General features: G+C 67.4%; 19 protein-coding genes. 4 read left to right on the top strand and 15 right to left on the bottom strand.

Annotation, left to right across the window (positions count from 1 at the left end; genetic code table 11):
• Position 1: 1 nt before the first annotated feature.
• Positions 2–820: an SWIM zinc finger family protein gene (locus tag AB0B64_RS09250; RefSeq protein ID WP_358175930.1), complete on the top strand. Its 819-nt coding sequence runs from the start codon at positions 2–4 to the stop codon at positions 818–820.
• On the top strand, positions 801–1,181 hold the full coding sequence (locus tag AB0B64_RS09245) for a VOC family protein (protein WP_358175927.1): 381 nt from the start codon (positions 801–803) through the stop codon (positions 1,179–1,181). The genes AB0B64_RS09250 and AB0B64_RS09245 overlap by 20 nt, the downstream gene beginning before the upstream one ends.
• A gap of 10 nt (positions 1,182–1,191) precedes the next feature.
• On the opposite strand, the gene AB0B64_RS09240 is transcribed toward AB0B64_RS09245, so the two are convergent.
• From AB0B64_RS09240 to ctaD, 8 genes are all read right to left on the bottom strand, one after another.
• Complete coding sequence (locus AB0B64_RS09240) at positions 1,192–2,130, bottom strand: diacylglycerol kinase family protein (RefSeq protein WP_357642928.1); 939 nt, start codon at positions 2,128–2,130, stop codon at positions 1,192–1,194.
• Between the two features lie 92 nt (positions 2,131–2,222).
• Positions 2,223–4,967: an immune inhibitor A domain-containing protein gene (locus AB0B64_RS09235; RefSeq protein ID WP_358175924.1), complete on the bottom strand. Its 2,745-nt coding sequence runs from the start codon at positions 4,965–4,967 to the stop codon at positions 2,223–2,225.
• Positions 4,968–5,079: 112 nt separating this feature from the next.
• Complete coding sequence (gene frdD / locus AB0B64_RS09230) at positions 5,080–5,421, bottom strand: fumarate reductase subunit FrdD (RefSeq protein ID WP_357951090.1); 342 nt, start codon at positions 5,419–5,421, stop codon at positions 5,080–5,082.
• On the bottom strand, positions 5,418–5,801 hold the full coding sequence (locus AB0B64_RS09225; protein ID WP_357951087.1) for a hypothetical protein: 384 nt from the start codon (positions 5,799–5,801) through the stop codon (positions 5,418–5,420). The genes frdD and AB0B64_RS09225 overlap by 4 nt, the downstream gene beginning before the upstream one ends.
• Complete coding sequence (gene sdhB, locus AB0B64_RS09220; protein WP_357951084.1) at positions 5,798–6,559, bottom strand: succinate dehydrogenase iron-sulfur subunit; 762 nt, start codon at positions 6,557–6,559, stop codon at positions 5,798–5,800. Before sdhB ends, AB0B64_RS09225 begins: the two co-directional genes overlap by 4 nt.
• Entirely contained in the window at positions 6,552–8,288 is a 1,737-nt protein-coding gene (frdA, locus tag AB0B64_RS09215; RefSeq protein WP_358175921.1) for a fumarate reductase (quinol) flavoprotein subunit, read from the bottom strand. Before frdA ends, sdhB begins: the two co-directional genes overlap by 8 nt.
• 6 nt (positions 8,289–8,294) lie before the next feature.
• On the bottom strand, positions 8,295–8,528 hold the full coding sequence (locus tag AB0B64_RS09210; RefSeq protein WP_357951079.1) for a hypothetical protein: 234 nt from the start codon (positions 8,526–8,528) through the stop codon (positions 8,295–8,297).
• A gap of 112 nt (positions 8,529–8,640) precedes the next feature.
• Positions 8,641–10,353, bottom strand: a complete 1,713-nt coding sequence (gene ctaD / locus AB0B64_RS09205; RefSeq protein WP_358175918.1) for a cytochrome c oxidase subunit I — start codon at positions 10,351–10,353, stop codon at positions 8,641–8,643.
• Positions 10,354–10,691: 338 nt separating this feature from the next.
• Here ctaD and AB0B64_RS09200 point away from each other — a divergent pair, with 338 nt between their 5' ends.
• Together AB0B64_RS09200 and AB0B64_RS09195 are read left to right on the top strand one after the other, a co-directional pair.
• Positions 10,692–11,495, top strand: a complete 804-nt coding sequence (locus tag AB0B64_RS09200) for an LLM class F420-dependent oxidoreductase (RefSeq protein ID WP_358175915.1) — start codon at positions 10,692–10,694, stop codon at positions 11,493–11,495.
• A gap of 39 nt (positions 11,496–11,534) precedes the next feature.
• Entirely contained in the window at positions 11,535–12,155 is a 621-nt protein-coding gene (locus tag AB0B64_RS09195) for a hypothetical protein (protein ID WP_358175913.1), read from the top strand.
• A gap of 157 nt (positions 12,156–12,312) precedes the next feature.
• On the opposite strand, the gene AB0B64_RS09190 is transcribed toward AB0B64_RS09195, so the two are convergent.
• The 7 genes from AB0B64_RS09190 to AB0B64_RS09160 all read right to left on the bottom strand — a co-directional run bounded on the left by AB0B64_RS09190 (position 12,313) and on the right by AB0B64_RS09160 (position 16,402).
• Entirely contained in the window at positions 12,313–12,537 is a 225-nt protein-coding gene (locus AB0B64_RS09190) for a type II toxin-antitoxin system HicA family toxin (RefSeq protein ID WP_357951068.1), read from the bottom strand.
• Positions 12,537–12,746 (bottom strand): hypothetical protein, encoded by a 210-nt coding sequence (locus AB0B64_RS09185; RefSeq protein ID WP_357951066.1) that lies wholly within the window; start codon positions 12,744–12,746, stop codon positions 12,537–12,539. Before AB0B64_RS09185 ends, AB0B64_RS09190 begins: the two co-directional genes overlap by 1 nt.
• Positions 12,747–13,178: 432 nt before the next feature.
• Complete coding sequence (locus AB0B64_RS09180; protein WP_357951063.1) at positions 13,179–13,325, bottom strand: hypothetical protein; 147 nt, start codon at positions 13,323–13,325, stop codon at positions 13,179–13,181.
• 5 nt (positions 13,326–13,330) lie between these two features.
• Positions 13,331–13,507, bottom strand: a complete 177-nt coding sequence (locus tag AB0B64_RS09175; RefSeq protein WP_357951060.1) for a hypothetical protein — start codon at positions 13,505–13,507, stop codon at positions 13,331–13,333.
• A 110-nt stretch (positions 13,508–13,617) separates the two neighbouring features.
• Positions 13,618–13,959 carry a helix-turn-helix transcriptional regulator gene (locus AB0B64_RS09170; RefSeq protein WP_357951057.1) on the bottom strand — a complete coding sequence of 114 codons (342 nt, stop codon included), beginning with the start codon at positions 13,957–13,959 and terminating at the stop codon, positions 13,618–13,620.
• A 366-nt stretch (positions 13,960–14,325) separates the two neighbouring features.
• Positions 14,326–15,210, bottom strand: coding sequence for a calcium-binding protein (locus AB0B64_RS09165; RefSeq protein WP_358175911.1), 885 nt, complete (start codon positions 15,208–15,210; stop codon positions 14,326–14,328).
• A gap of 319 nt (positions 15,211–15,529) precedes the next feature.
• Positions 15,530–16,402: a hypothetical protein gene (locus AB0B64_RS09160; protein WP_357951049.1), complete on the bottom strand. Its 873-nt coding sequence runs from the start codon at positions 16,400–16,402 to the stop codon at positions 15,530–15,532.
• Positions 16,403–16,460: the final 58 nt, after the last annotated feature.

Raw genomic sequence — 16,460 nt, 5'->3', positions numbered from 1 at the left:
AATGGTGTGGTTCGAGGCCGCCAAGCCGATCAGGGTCGAGGGCGGGCTGCGGGCGCGCACACAGCGGGGTTCGATCGGCTCCACCTGGTGGTCGCGGCGCTTCATCGACATCCTGGAGCGCGTCTGCGACAAGGGCCGCCTGTCCCGGGGCCGCGCTTACGCCCGCGCGGGCCAGGTCCTGTCGATAGACCTCGCCCCCGGCCTGGTCACGGCGGCCGTCCAGGGCTCGCGGCGCAGGCCGTACGACATCAGGATCGAGATCGAGGCGTACGACGAGGCGCGCTGGACCGCCATCGAGGAGGCGATCGCGGCCCAGGCCGTCTACCGGGCGAAGCTGCTGGCCGGTGAGATGCCGACGGAGATCGAGGAGCTGTTCGCCGCGCTGGGCATCGACCTGTTCCCCCGGGACCTGGACATGGAGTGCTCGTGCCCTGACTGGGGTCTGCCGTGCAAGCATCTGTCGGCGGTGCTGTACCTGCTGGCGGAGTCGTTCGACGACGATCCGTTCCTGGTGCTGGCCTGGCGCGGGCGCAGCCGGGAGCGGCTGCTGGGGTCGTTGGCCGATCCGGAACCGGAGCCGATCGCGGTGCGGGACGTGCCGTTCGCCGACCGGCTGGCCGACTTCTACGCTCCAGGCGCCACCGCCCACCGGCCCGAACGCCGTCCCGGTGCGGCGGCGTCCGATCTCCTGCCCCGCGTCTTTCCGCCGCCGCGCGATCTGGCGGACCCGCTGGCCGCGGCGTACCGCCGCCTCGGCGAGCCCCCGCATGATGAGAGCCGACGGGGGGTATCGCCACCGGATGGCATGCCGTATCAGTGAATTGGTGATCGACTGTCGAGACCCCGAACGCCTTGCCGCGTTCTGGTGTGAGGTGCTTGGCTACGTCATTCTCGATCGGGAGGAGGACGGCAGCATCGAGATCGGTCCCGAGGCCGAAGGCTTCGGCGGCCTCCAGCCGACGCTCGTCCTCAGCCCAGACGACCATCCGAAAACCGGAAAACTGCCGCTGCACATCGACGTGAACCCCACCGACCGCGACCAGGACGCCGAGCTCGAACGCCTGCTGGCCGCCGGCGCCAAGCCCGCCGACGTCGGACAGACGGGCAAGGAGTCCTGGTACGTCCTGGCCGACCCCGAGGGCAACGAGTTCTGTCTTCTGCGCCGACGCCTGAGCGGCTAGTCGCCAAGCCTTAACGGTCGTCGAAGTCGGCGGGCACCATGACGCGCACCCCGTTGGGCACCACGCGGAGCCGGATCGGGGTGCGCAGGCGCACTTCGCCGTCGACGTCGGCCGCCATCGGCGGGTCGGTCTCCAGCAGCATCTCCCTGCCCATCACGAACGGCCCGCCCGCCAGGCTGCGCCAGCGGCCGGTCGTGGCGCGCACCAGCGTCTCGCCGAGCAGGCGCAGCTTCTTGCCCGAGCCGAGCTGGTAGGCGACCAGCATGCCGTTGTCGATGCTGACGTCCTTGGCCAGCTGCCAGCCGCCGTGGAAGCGGCCGTTGGCGATGTTGAGCTGGTGGGTGAACAGCTCGTGGCGCGTGCCGTCGACCGTGATGTACGCGCGGAACGGCCGGTGGCCGGGCAGGACCCGCAGCGCGGTCAGCGGGTAGGCGGGACGGCCGAGGATGCGCTTGAGCCACGGCTTGACCGTGCCCGCCACCTCGACGGACACGCCGAAGCTGGCCAGGTTGGCGAACGGCCGGTCACCCGCCATGCCGAGGTCGATGTCGGCCACCTTGCCGGTGGCGAACACCCCGACCGCCCCGGCCAGGTCGAGCGGCAGGCCCAGGCTGCGGGCGAAGTTGTTGGTGGTGCCCAGCGGCAGCACGCCGAGCGCCACGTCACGGTGGGCCACGTGGCGGACCGCCGAGGACAGTGTGCCGTCGCCGCCACCGACGATCAACAGGTCGGGCCGGGTCTCGAGAGCCTGGTCGAGCAGGGCGCGCAGCCGCTTGGGGTTGGAGACCGACAGCTCGGCCTGCGGCTCGAAGCCGAGGGCGTGGATCTGGTCGATCACCTCGAAGTAGTGCCGGCGGCCCCGGCGCGAGCGAGTGTTGACCACCACCGCCACCCGGCGGTCCTGGAGGATCGCCTCGGTGTGCTCGGTCTTGGTACGCAATTCGCTCATGGTCATCAATGGTAGGCGCGCGGAGCCCCCTCTGGGGCCAGCCGAAGGGGCCGCCGGATGACCCGGCGGCCCCTCGATTTACCTTTTCGGCCTTACTTCTTCGGCGGAATCACCTGGACTATGGCGCCCAGGTTGCCCGGCAGCGGCGAGACCAGCTTGAACTGGACGCCGAGCGCCTTGCCCTCGTCACCCGGGTTCCCGGTGCCGGCCACATGGCCGCCACCCAGGTCCGTTCCGTACAGCTCGGTGGCCGGGGTTCCGTCGACGTTCACGACGCGGGTGCTGTACGGCTGGTCGCCCTTGGACGGGACGACCACCGACGCGTCGAAGTCGCGGTAGAACAGGCTGCCGTTCTGCAGTTCCAGACCCGGGTACCAGGTCTTGGCGTCGGTGAAGTTCGGCACGCCCTTCAGCGCCGGGATGTCCGTGCAGTACTCGCTGAACGGCTCGTCCGCCGCCTCCAGGCACTCCTTGAGCGGGTACGTCTTCCCGAAGGAGAACGCCGCGTTGGACGACTGGGTGCGGCCTTCGAGGTTCTTGTGCCGCGTCGGGTCCTTCTGCGCCGCGGTACCGGTGCGGCGCAGCGGATCGAAGTGCGAGTCCACGACCAGCAGGCTGCCCTTCGACCCGATGCTCGGCTGGAGATCGAGGTTGTTGGACAGCGAGTTGTTGGTGAACGTCGAGTCGCGGTACCACACCAGCAGGCCGGGGGCGTTGTACTTGACCTTCTCCACCTTCCACGCCCCATCACGGGAGTAGTTGGTGTCGTAGGAGTACTGCAGGCCCTGGTCGAACCCGTCGAAGTTGCGCCACTCGGCCAGGTAGAAGCGGGACACCTCGCGCGAGCCGTTGTTGATCGTCCAGCCCTGGCCGCTCGTGTTGGTGTGCGTGCCGCCGATGGCCTTCCAGCCGTTCTCGCCGCCTTCGACGTCGTCGCTCCACACGGCGGTGCCGCCGTTGGTGAGCTGGAAGTCGTCGGCGTGCCAGCCGCGCGGGGTGAAGGCCGCGTCGGTGTTGTACGCGAGGCGCAGCTTGATCGTCTTACCGGCGAACGCGTTCAGGTTGACGTAGTCGTGCCGCCAGCCGTTGGTGTTGCCGGTGAGCCCGTACTTCTTGTCGCCGAACGTCTTGAGGTTCTTGTTCGGGTCCGGGTAGCCGTCGGGCGTGGTGACCTCGTTGCCCGCCTCGTCGTAGACCTTCTGCTGGGCCCAGGTCTCGCCGCCGTCGGTCGAGACCTCGACGAAGCCGAAGTCCCAGTCCTGCTCGATCTCGTAGTTGTTCCACATCCAGAACCGCAGGTCGGTCCCGGCGGGCACCGCCACGTCACGGGTCAGCTTGACGTCCGCCCATTCCTGGTCCAGGCCGGACCACCAGGCGTTGGCGCCGCTGTGCGGGTCGACCATCTTCAGCGGCGTGGAGGCCAGGTTCACCCGGACGCCGTCCTGGGTGAGCTTGGGCGTCCGCGACGACTGTCCGACGGTGACCAGCTTGGCGGCGTCGCCCGGGTTGAACGTCTTCGGGTTCGCCCAGCCGAGCACCCACTTGTCCCACAGGCCCATGTGGGTCGGCATGGACTGGAAGATCGGCCCGGAGTGCGAGCCGCTCGACATCAGGTCCCAGAAGTCGACGGCGGAGCTGGCCTGGCCCGAAGTGTCGTACAGGTCGGGCAGACCGAGGTCGTGGCCGTACTCGTGGGCGAAGACGCCAACGCCGGAGTCCTCCGGCTGCACGATGTAGTTGGAGATCTTCTTGTCGGTGCCGGGGATCTTGTAGCCGCCGGCCACCGCGCTGGAGTGCGCCCAGATCGCGTACGTGCCCTCGGCGCCGCCGTTGGACGACTTGTCCTTGCCCGCGTGCACCATGACCAGGTGGTCGATGACGCCGTCGGGCTCGCTGAAGTTGCCGTCACCGTCGACGTCGGAGACGTCCTCGACGTCGTAGTCGGCCCACGGGAAGTTGGGCTGGCTCTTGGCCAGCGCGTCCACCGTGTCGATGGCGAGCTGGCCCGCGCCGAGCGGGTTGTCCGGGCTGCCGGTCATGTCCTGGGGAGCGCCACCGCAGGCCGCCGCGCCGTACCAGGCCTCGGAGTGCGGCGCCTTGATCCAGCCGACCGCGGAGCCGGTGACCGAGTAGGCGCCCTTGGACATCTCCTCGTACATCTTCTTCATGGTGAAGCCGGAGATGTCGATGCCGGGGCGGCCGTCGCGCGGGTCCTTCAGGTCAGGACGTACGCGCTGGGTGATGCCCTTGTCGGTGTAGAGCATCGTGTTGAAGTGCGAGGTGCTGAAGTCCTTGACCCAGAAGCTGTTGTTGTCCTTGTGCGGCAACGTCGCGGGGTCGGGGATGTTGTTGTGCAGCGGGCCGTTCTTGACCGTGCCCGCCGGCTCGACCACGCAGTCGTCGGGCGCGCTGTTGACCGTGCGCAGGCGGTTGTAGCCGGAGAAGTCGTCGTTGGCCTGCTCGTTGAACTCGACCAGGACGGTCAGCAGCTTGGCGACGCGGGTCTGCTTGGACTTCTTGAAGATGAAGTCGGCGGGGTTGCGCCCGGTCTTGATCGCCTCGTTCTCGCGGGCCGCGAGCACACGGGCGGCGGCCGGGTTGCCGCTGGTGAACTTCCTGTCGACCTTCTGCGCCGGGCTGAGCGAGCGGGCCTTCTGGTTGGGCAGGAGAGGCTCGTCGGGCGTCTCTTCGACGCTGGGCGGCGCATAGTTGATGTAGAAGTCGGACGCGCCCGGCTCGTACCTTGCGGCAGAGGCGGGGGCGGCGGGGACCGTCAACGCGGCGCCGAGGAGGGCGACCGCGGGTAATGCGGCTAACAGACGCTTTGTGCTGGGCACTGATAACCCTCTCTGCCCGGGATCGCCGGGCGCATGGCCACAGGGTGTGCAATGCCGGAATTTAGAGGGTTAGTAAAGCAAACGTAAAGAGCCCGGTCGAAATGTGATGAAACTAGAACAAAAGCAGCGCCCCAGTCACACCACCCACGATCGCCCCGCCGTAGCAGAGCACCGCGATCAGCGAGTCGTACCGGGCGATGCCGAACAGCTCCTCGCTGGTGAACCGGATCCGGTGCGCGGCGTGGAACAGGCAGAGCACGATGACCACGAGCAGCGCGAGCCGTACGAGGACGTTGCCCAGGAGCGCGCGCAGGTGCGCGACGGTCGGCCAGTCGATCACACCGAGCGGCATGAGCACGCCGAACAGCAGGACCAGCACGGGCAGCAGCAGCGCGGCGGCCACTCCCCCGCCGCTGAAGAGCAGCCACAAGTACGGCTCCAGCGTCCGCTTCACGGTGACCTCAGGATGAAGTAGGCGATCAGGACGGACAGGGCCAGCCACGCCGAATGGTTGCCGCCCTGGATCATCCAGGCGGGCACCCGCCAGCCGTCGAGCCGGACCACGGTGGCCTTCGGCGCCAGGTTCAGGAACGTGACGGCGTGGAAGACGGTCGCGACCAGGGCCACCAGGTTGACGACGATCATCCAGGGCTGGGCGGCCAGGGCGGTGAAGTCCTGGAAGGTGCCGCCCAGCAGGGCGCCGACCAGCAGGAGCAGGAAGACGATCGTCCACGCGACCAGCACGCTGGTCAGCTCGCGCAGGACGAAGATCGTGTAGTTGCGGGTACGGGCGAACCAGAACGCGTCCCGCGGCGGCCGGTATGCGCTGGTCATCGCTTGCTCCAGGGCAGTACCGAGCGCAGGGCGGCGGTCAGCTTGCCGCGCTGGATCGCCTCGGCCGGGTCCACGTGCTTGGGACAGACCCGCGTGCACTCTCCGACGAACGTGCAGCCCCAGACCGCCTCCTCCAGGTTGAGCACGTCGAAGCGGTCACCCATGTCCCGGGAGTCGAGGTTGTAGCGCTGGGCCAGCGCGATCGCGGCCGGGCCGAGGAAGTCGGGGTTGAGCACGTACACCGGGCAGGCCGAGTAGCAGAGCATGCAGTTGATGCACATGCTGTACTGCTTGTAGGCGTCGAGTTGCTCGGGCGTCTGCGCGTACTCCGTGGTCAGCGGCAGCTCCTCGCCCTCCCTGATGAGCCACGGCCGCACCGACGACAGCTTGGCCAGGAAGTCGTCGATGTCCACGACCAGGTCCCTGATCACCGGGAAGCCCTTGAGCGGCTCGATCCTGATCGGCCCGTCGCCGTACTCGGTGAGGAAGGTCCCGCAGGTCAGCCGGGGCTCGCCGTTGACGGTCATGCCGCACGAGCCGCAGATGCCCATCCGGCACGACCAGCGGAACGACAGGCTGCCGTCGAGCCGGTCCTTGACGTAGTTCAGGCCGTCGAGCACGGCCCAGTCGGCCGTCAGCGGCACGTCGTAGCCCTGGAACACCGGCTCGCTGTCCTGACCCGGCCGGTAGCGGGCGATCTCCAGCCGGATCGTGCGGGTGGCCGCCGCCTGCCGTACGGACTCTTCGGTGTCAGTCACGTCCATAGACCCTTTCCCCCGGAGGCCAGCGGGTGATCGTCACGGGCAGCAGGCCGACCGACGGCGTACCGTCGGGCGCGCGGTGCACCAGCGAGTGCGCGAGATAGGTGCTGTCGTCCCTGGCGGAGAAGTCGGTGCGCTGATGCGCGCCGCGCGACTCCTTCCGGTTGAGCGCGCAGGCGACGATGGCCTGCGCGACGTCGAGCATGGTGTGCAGCTCCTGCAGGTTGATCAGCTCGGTGTTGAACGTCGTGCTGGCGTCGTCGACGCGCGCCTCTTGCACGCGTTCGCGCAGGTCGGCGAGGGTGTCGACGGCCCTGGCGAGCACACCGCCGGTCCGGTATATCCCGGCCGCGCCCTCCAGGGTGTGCTGCATCTCCTCGCGCAGGTCGGCGATCCGCTCGCCCTTGCCCGACGCGTCTCGCGCGCGCTCCAGCCGCCGCCGCTCGTCGTCCCCCTGTGTCCGTACGGCCTGGGGCTCGCCCTGCTCTTTGTGCTCTTTCGCGAACCTCGCGGCGGCCAGGCCCGCCCTTCTGCCGAAGACGAGGATCTCCGGGAGCGAGTTCGAGCCGAGCCGGTTGGCGCCGTTGATGCTGACGCACGCGGTCTCACCGGCCGCGAACAGCCCGGCGACCGGAGTGGCGCCGTCGAGGTCGGTGTGGACGCCGCCCATCATGTAGTGCACCACCGGGCGGACCGGGATGAGGTCGGTGGCCGGGTCGAGGTTCTGGTAGCTCTTGCACAGCTCACGGACGAACGGGATGCGGGCCTCGATCTTGCCCTCGCCGAGGTGGCGCAGGTCCAGGTAGACGACCGGCCCGTACGGGGTGTCGACCGTGCGGCCGAGCTGCTGTTCGTGCACGAACGCCTGGGAGAGGCGGTCGCGCGGGCCCAGCTCCATGCTGCGCAGCTTGGGCGTCGGCGTGGGTTTGCCCAGGTCGTAGTCCTGGAGGTAGCGGTAGCCGTCCTTGTTGATCAGCCAGCCGCCCTCCGCCCTGGCCGCCTCGGTGATGAGGATGCCGGTGAACGGCAGGCCGGTCGGGTGGTACTGGACGAACTCCATGTCCTTCAGCGGCGCGCCCGCCCGGTAGGCCAGGGCCATGCCGTCGCCGGTCTTGATCGCGGCGTTGGTGGTGAAGGGGAAGACCCGGCCGCAGCCGCCGGTGGCCAGGATGACGGTCCTGGCGGCGATGGTCTCGACGCGGCCGGTCCTGATTTCGACGGCCACGACGCCGTGGACCTGGCCGTCGTCGACGACGAGCTTGGTGACGTACCACTCGTCATACCGCACGATGCCCCGATATTTCAGTGTTGTTTGGAACAAGGTGTGGAGAAGGTGGAAACCGGTCTTGTCGGCCGCGTACCAGGTGCGCATCCGTTTCATCCCGCCGAACGGACGGACGGCCACCCGGCCGTCCGGCTCGCGGCTCCACGGGCAGCCCCAGTGCTCCAGCTGGATCAGCTCCCGGGGCGCCTCCTCCACGAACGCCTCGACCGCGTCCTGGTCACAGAGCCAGTCGCCGCCGGAGATCGTGTCGTAGCAGTGCTCGTCGAGCGTGTCGCCGACGCCGATCACCGCGGCGGCGCCGCCTTCGGCGGAGACCGTGTGGCTGCGCATCGGGTAGACCTTCGACACGACCGCCACCGTGAGCGCGGGGTCCGTCTCGGCGACCGCGATGGCCGCGCGCAGACCCGCTCCGCCTCCTCCGACGATGAGCACGTCGATCATGTGCGATCAGCTCCCGTGGTCGGGTTGTATCGGGTCCTTCACCCGCTTGCCGTCATGGCGGATGGCGGAGAGGTGGATGCTGCCGTCGTGGTACTCGTGGCGGATCCTGCGGCAGCCGCAGTCGAAGAGCTGGTCGCGGATCACCAGGCCGTAGCCGTCGTCGTCGACGAGGCGCTCGCCGGCGGACTTCTTGCCGCAGGGGGCCGTCTCGGGGGTGAAGGGAGTCTTCGTGCCGGTCATCGCCGATCTCCTTAGATGGGCGAAACGTCATCTCCACACAAGCACCCGGACCTGCTTCGGAGAAGGCCCGGCTTTGGGCTGGCTTTCGAAGCGGCTCTTTGGCACGTGCCGGTCAGCCGGGCTGCTCCTCGGTCTCTTTCGAACCCTCTTCCCCAGTCTCCTCTTCCCCGCTCCCCTCTTCGAGTTCCTCCTTCAGCAAGTGCGGATAGTGCAGATCGAACGCGGGCCGTTCGGACCGGATGGGCGGGAGGAAGGTGAAGTTGTGCCGGGGCGGCGGACACGAGGTGGCCCACTCCAGGCTGTTGCCGTAGCCCCACGGGTCGTCGAGCGTCACCTTGGGCGCCCGCCTGGCCGTCTTCCAGACGTTGTAGAGGAACGGCAACGTCGAAGCGCCGAGTAGGAATGCCCCGATGGAGGAGATCTCGTTCATCCCGGTGAAGCCGTCGGCCGCGCTGTAGTCGGCGTAGCGCCTGGGCATGCCCATCGCCCCGAGCCAGTGCTGGATCAGGAACGTGGTGTGGAACCCGATGAACAGCGTCCAGAAATGCACCTTCCCCAGCCGGTCGTCGAGCATCCGCCCGGTCATCTTCGGCCACCAGAAGTAGAACCCCGAGAACATGGCGAACACCACGGTCCCGAACACCACGTAATGGAAGTGCGCCACCACGAAATACGTGTCGCTGATGTGGAAGTCGAGCGGCGGTGAGGCCAGAATGACCCCGGTCAGGCCGCCCAGCAGGAACGTCACCAGAAACCCGACCGCGAACAGCATCGGCGTCTCGAAGGAGAGATGGCCCCGCCACATCGTGCCGATCCAGTTGAAGAACTTCACCCCTGTCGGCACCGCGATGAGGAACGTCATGAACGAGAAGAACGGCAGCAGCACCTGACCGGTGGGGAACATGTGGTGCGCCCACACGGTCATCGACAGTCCGGCGATCGCGATCGTCGCCCCGACCAGCCCGCCATATCCGAAAATCGGCTTGCGGCTGAACACCGGGATCACCTCGGTGATGATCCCGAAGAACGGCAGCGCGATGATGTACACCTCGGGATGCCCGAAGAACCAGAACAGGTGCTGCCAGATCAACGCCCCGCCGTTGGCCGGGTCGAAGACGTGCGTGCCGAATTTGCGGTCCGATTCGAGCACGAGCAGCGCGGCGGCCAGCACGGGGAACGCCATGAGGACGAGCATGCTGGTCAGCAGGGTGTTCCAGGTGAACAGCGGCATCCGGAACATCGTCATTCCGGGGGCCCGCAGCCCGATGATCGTGGTGATGAAGTTGACGGAGCCGAGAATCGTCCCGAGGCCCGACAGCGCGAGCCCCATGATCCACAGATCGCCGCCTATGTGCGGCGTGAAGGTGGCGGTGGAGAGCGGCGTATAGGCGAACCACCCGAATTCGGCGGCCCCACCCGGCGAGATGAACCCGGCCAGCACGATCAGCCCGCCGAACAGGAACATCCAGTACGCGACCGCGTTGAGCCTGGGAAACGCGACGTCAGGAGCACCGATCTGCAAAGGCATGATCACATTGGCGAATCCCGCGAACAGCGGAGTGGCGAACAGCAGCAGCATGATCGTGCCGTGCATGGTGAACAGCTGGTTGTAGAGCTGCTGGCTCACGAGTTGCATCCCGGGCTGTACCAATTCGGCCCTGATGACCATGGCCATAATGCCCGCGACGAGGAAGAACCCGAACGAGGTGATCAGATAGAGATAGCCGATGACCTTGTGATCGGTCGTCGACAGCCAGGACACAATGATCTTCCCGGTGCGCCGGCGTCTGACCTGCTCGATCGAGGTCTCGCGAACAGTCGTCACGAGTGCTCCCTCCTTTGCGGAGTGTGCTCTGCCCCCGATCCTCCAATTCCACGCCAACGATCGCCATACGGGAAGCAATTTTCAACATTCGCCGCACACGTCTTTGCCTGGCGCCCCTTTTTCGGCCCTTATGGCATGCACGCGGCGCATGGATTCCATGCGAGATCGTCGCTGGTGGACCACCCCCCGCATCCGTAACGATTCCCAATATGTCCCCCATCACCCCCTCCACCCGACCGTCCACCGAACCCTCGGCGGGCCCCTCCACCGGACACTCCGTGGGCCCCTCCACCGGACCTTCCGTGAGACCCTCCACCGGGCCCTCTATCGGCCTCCACATGCCTAACGGCTTCGCCGCCGCCGACCGCCAGGGCGCCGCCCGGGTGGCCAGGCTGGCCGAAAGCCTGGGCTACGAGTCGCTGTGGACCGCCGACCACATCGTCCTCCCCAGCCCTCGACCGGACTCCGCCCCCCTCGAACCGGACGCGCCGCTCCTGGACGCCGTCGTCTCGCTGGCCTTCCTGGCCGCCCACACCGAGCGCATCCTGCTGGCCACCGGCTGCGTCGTACTCCCCCAGCGCGACCCGTTGCTCCTCGCCAAGCAGTTGGCCAGCGTGGACGTCCTCAGCGGCGGCCGCCTGATCTTCGGCCTGGGCGCCGGCTACCTGGAGCCCGAACTCCGCGCTTTGGGCGTCCCCATGTCCGACCGCGGCTCCCGCCTGGAGGAGTACCTGGCGGCCATCCGCTCCCTCTGGCAGGACGAGAAGCCCGCCTTCGACGGCCGGCACGTCTCCTTCAAGGACGTGGACGCCCACCCCCGCCCCCTCCAGCGCCCGGTCCCCGTGGTCATCGGCGGCCACACTCCAGCCGCCCACCGCCGAGCCGCCACGCTGGCCGACGGCTGGTACGGCTGGATGCTGGGCCTACGCGCCACGGCCTCCCAACTGGAGTCACTCAGGGCCGTGTCGACGAAGCCCCTGCACATCTCAGTCACCCCCGCCCGCCGCCTCGACCCCGCCACCGTGAGGTCGTACGCGGAACTGGGCGTGAACCGCCTCATCGTGGCCACCCCGCCGGGTCTGTCCTTGCCCGAGCTGGAATCGTTCGTCCAACGAAACGCCCCAGCCGAATTCCTCACATAAGTCCCGAACCTTTCCCCACTCCCCGGCATCCAACTCCGCATGAACATAAAGAAGATCACCTTGCTGACCGGCAGCGCCCTGGTTACCGCCCTGCTGCTCCCGCCGGCGGCGGCCCTAGCCGGCCCGTCCATCCCGAAGAACTTCCTCCTGTACGAAAAGGAGGCCCGCAAGGACACCAAGCACGAGCACTGGCTCCTCTCCCAGAACGACAACCTGATCGAGGTGGAGAACATCCAGTGCTCGGGCGCCAAGCTGAAAAAGGACTGGATCGCCCGCCGCGACCTCACCTATGACCCGCACATGGGCGGCGGTGAGAAGACCAGCGCCGAACGCGGCGAACAGGTCTTCCTCTTCGCGAAGGCAAGCGCCGCCGAGAAATTGATGACCGAGTTCCGCACCCGCCTGACCAAGTGCGGCAAACTCGTCAAGGTAATCGACCCGAAAATCGGCGTCGACTCGGTGGGCGCCTCGAGGGCCACCAAGTCGACGAAGTCCAATCCCGTACCTCAGACCCAGCAGTTCATCGCGGTACGCAAGGGCGCAGCCATAGCTATTTATTGGGACATGCACAACGACGCCCCGGCCATCAGAACCCTGGCCAAGCACCAGTCGGACGCGACGAAGATGGCCGCCAAGCTCTGCCGCATCGGCAGTTGCTGAACGTCCTGGCCAACAGTCAGTTCGACAAGATGCATGCCTACCCCCGGCCAGCAGGACGCTGCCGTCACCCGTTGTCCGCTCCTGTGCCGTGAGCGCAGCCATCAAGGCGCATACGGAGGTCGTCAGGTCGAGGGAGTCGAGACCAGGGCACTCCGTACTAAAGGAGATCGGCCAGATCGTCCGCGCTGATTCCCACGAGGGACAGGATGTTCCGCAAAGTCCCTTTGGGAAGATCCCGGCCATGATGGACGGGAACACTCACTGTGCGTCCGTCGTCATGGCGCAGGATCTGGTGACTGCCGCGGATGCGCGCGACACTGAACCCGGCCTTCTCCAGGGCCCGGACGGCCTGGGCGCCGGTGATCGATGGAACAGGCGGCATCAGGCGACGTTCACCGTCACGGTCACCTCGGGTGACAGGCCGACCTCCTCGATCAGCGCGATCAGCGCTTCACGTAGGTCCTCCACCGCGGCCTCCGCTGTAGACCCGTCGCCGACCGCCCCAACTCCCGGACGAAGCTGGGCACTGGCGCACCACACTCCGTCCTCATCCCGTTCGAGAACGTACGGCACATGTTGGGTCCCGCTCATGACTCCATAGTGTACGGCCCCGGCCTGCCAGGTGTTCGTCAACAGGGACAAGAAGCCGAAGACAAACGCGGTCCACCAGACCCGGCAGTTCATCGCGGTACGCAAGGGCTCGGCGGTGGCGGCTGTCGGCCCTGCCCGAGTCCTACCGGCGCGATCGAGCATGGTTCGGGGCCTGCCTGGCGCGAGCCCACATCATGCAGGGCGATGCCGAGGCCGGCACCGCCATCGCCTTGAACGTGGTTCCGGATGCTGCGGCGGTCAACGCCTACGCCGTAGCCGAGCTCCGACGTGCCGCGCACGAACTGGCAGGGCCAGGTGCATCAGGTGCACAGGCGATCAGAGACTCACTCCTCGCCAAATAGCGTTGGATACGTCGGCTAAGCGGCGCCCGCCAAGATCGATCAAGGCTTCCTGAAATCATGTCCATGCACGTCAGGCGGGCCGCCCAGCGCAGTCGGCCTGTGTCCCGGAGCCGCCGATGACCTTCAGTTCTCCACCCAGGGCATGGATGTACAGGTTCAGGGTGGCCAGTTCGGCGTTGGACCCGTTCTCGATCGCCGAGACTCGCTGCTGGGACACCCCCATCACCTGGGCCACCTCGGCTTAGGGCAGCCCACCCTCCTTGCGCATGTCGGCCAGGAGCCCCCGCACACCTGCGCCACCCGGCGCTCCCGCGCCTCCTCCAACGCCTGGCGGTCGTCGGGGTGGACGAACTCGGTGATGAACTCCTCACGCGTATAGGAGTGGAACTCGGCGCTCATGGCAACTCCTTCAGATACGCCTCATACCGTTGCCGTGGCCGCTGTCATACGTTTCGTCTATTCGAATCCCCATCACACCGCCGAAGCACAGCGCGGAGTGCTTGGACTACTCAGGCCGCGTTGGTGCGGTGTCCGGTGAAGCTCACCCGGGTGTCGTCGTGGTCGAGGGCGATGTTAAGGGTGGCGTCAAGGGCCTCGGCCAGCTTGGCGAGAAGCGGCAGCGTGGGAACGGTGTCAGAGCCTTCGATCCGGGAGACCTTCGCCTGGGTGAGGCCCGCGCGGTCGGCCAATTCAGCCTGAGTGAGCCCGAGTTCGGTGCGCCGATCGTACACCGCCTTCGCCAGGGCCATGGACAGCCGGATCTCGCGACGAGCCTCGGCCACGTCCTCCGGCTCGGTGAAACCCGCGGCGAGCTTGCGTTCGCGCAAGGTCTTCCAACGGCTGTGGCTCATTGCTCCACCTCTCCTTCCTCAATGGTGCGGATGAACTTCTCGTGTGCTGGACCGTGTTCGGCCTCGCAGACCTTCTGAGCGAGCTTGGCGCGCTTGACGGCGTCCTCCCGCATAGGCGGCCGGCGTGGGGAGTGCGACTTACCGTTTCATTCGTCTGGATTCGTGGCAGCTTCCCGCCGCTGCGTCCGCTAGCTAGCGAAGTGGTACCAAAGGGGGAAGACGCTTACCGGCCTGCAGTTGATGCCAGTGGGCGTCGGAGTGAGATGGGATCCTCGAAACCAGGCGGGCGATCGCGGCCTGGCATGGCGGGGCCGGCGGCTCCGGTCTCACGATGCCGCCGGCCGATGAGATCGTTCCCTCGACTCGCTAGAACGCGGTGATGATCTGCGTGAACTCGCAGTTGACGAAGGTGTCGGGTGGCCCCGACACGAGCCGGATATCGGATATGCAGTGATCGGTTCCGGCGCCGCCGTCAAGGGTGCCGCCGCCGTTCTTGCCGGTGAGCTGATCGGCGCCGCCCAGGCCCTGGATCTGGTCACGGCCGCCGCCACCGTCGATGACGTTCGGGCCCGCGTTGCCGATGAGCACGTCGTCGGCGGTGCCGCCCTCCAGGTTCTCGACATCCGCGGCGATGGTGTCCCGTGCCCCTTCGGGCCCGTCTTCGGGACCGCCGTCGTCGCCGGTCGCGCCGTCGAGGTCGGCCCGGATGGCGAGCCTGCCGCCTGTCTCGCCGTAGGAGACGGTGTCGGAACCGCCGCCGCCCTGCAGGACGTCGCCGCCGAATCCTCCGTCCATGGTGTCGTCGCCGGAGCCGCCGACGAGCTGGTCATTGCCGGTCTCGCCGAACAGGTGCGCGGGGATGCCGGTGGAGTTCGTGATCACGTCGTTGCCGTCCAGGCCGCGGATGCGGATGGACGGGGAGGCCCCGACCTGGCAGTGCGCTTCGTGCGGGGTCACCAGGGTGCATCCGGTGCCTGCGATGAGTGTGGCGGTGGGGTCGGTCAGTACGAAGGACCCGTTCTCGACGCGGACCGTGATCTGGTCGTCCACGCCAACGGGAGCGTCGTACCTGAGGTCCCCGAAGCCACGCACCACACCAGGTTGGCAGTCACCGTAACAGGGACGTGCCGCCATCGCGGGCTGCACGGCCACGACGGCCGGGAGAATGGCGAGCGCCGCCGCACCGCCGAGCAGCCGCATCATGCGGCGCGGAACCCGGTACGTCCGATCACGAATTCGTGTACGTGTCATCTGTCATCACAGCCCTTGGCATGGCTTGGGCGATGTTGCGACATGTGCGTGACCCTTCGTCGTAGGAGACGGCGCCTTTATTGGCATCCACCCAGTAGGCGTTCCACCGGGTTCCATCACCCGCCGCCTCGCCCAGCCCCACCGCCGACGGTTCCGCCTGCGGCCTTCACCTCGGCCTGGTCGTCGGCGGAGACCTTCGCGACCACGTTGCGGCGCGGTGAACGAGACACCTTTGGCGCAGCGGTCCGTGATCGGCGATGCGCGGGTGCGGGCCCTGGGCCCCCACCGGAACCGCACCCGGACGGGGAAACCGTGTGGATCAGCGAGTGCAGTGGACGATGCCCGCCAAGTTCCAGACGCCGAAGCCCGGCGGGGCACTGGCGGCGAAGTCGAAGGAGACAGGCGAAGAGGTCACGTTCGGCCGGAAGAACAGCAGGTGCGCCCCGAAGCCGACGCTCGAGATCGCACCGCCGGTCGCCTGGTACCCGCTCGGGCAGGTGGTCGTCACCTTCTTCTGGGCTGCGGCGTCGTTGCTCGTCTGATTCTCAACGACCAGGAAGTCGAAGAGGCGGTTCTCCCGTGCGCAGATCGCGTATGAGGCCACCTGGTAGGGGTCGGTGGGCGCGACCGAGAAATCGTCCTTCGCGGCCTCAGCGCCCACACCCGACGCGACGCCGTTCAGGTGGTTCGGCCCCATTGTCAGATCGAGCTGCCCGTGGGCGCCGATGAGCTGTCCACCCGACCCGATGACGTTCTTGCCGGGTGAGCAGTTGGCGAGCACCGAATCTGACGGCCTCGTCGTCGGCGGATTGACCTGCGTGATCACCTCGTATCCGGGCGGCGCGACGGCGCAGGAGACGAACGTCGACACTGCCCATGGTGCTGTCACCCCGATCTGGTCCACCTGGACCGTGACGACGAAGCCGGCCCCGGCCGCGTCAGAGATCGGGCGAGCCTCGGTGATGATGAGGTGTTGCCCCCCGGAGGTCTGGGCCCCACCGCCGAGCGGGACCTTGCCGGGCGAGCAGTTCACCCGCTGGGACTTGTTCACCAGGCTGAACGGCGACAGCACCGTTTTCACCTCGATCGACCCTGCCGGGATCGTCGCCGCCGCCGTAGGTTGCACCGTGAGGACCTGCGCGGCCAGAACGGCCATGCCGAGCCAGATCGCTGCGTACCAGACTCGTTTCATGCGCTGATGTACGGCTCTTGCCGCATTGGTTGTCAGATCCTAAAGACGTTCCGGCCCG

It is taken from the genome of Nonomuraea sp. NPDC049129, from assembly GCF_040648495.1.
Classification (GTDB): domain Bacteria; phylum Actinomycetota; class Actinomycetes; order Streptosporangiales; family Streptosporangiaceae; genus Nonomuraea.
Note: the sequence above shows the minus strand (reverse complement) of the source record. Positions and strands in the feature narration are given on the sequence as shown.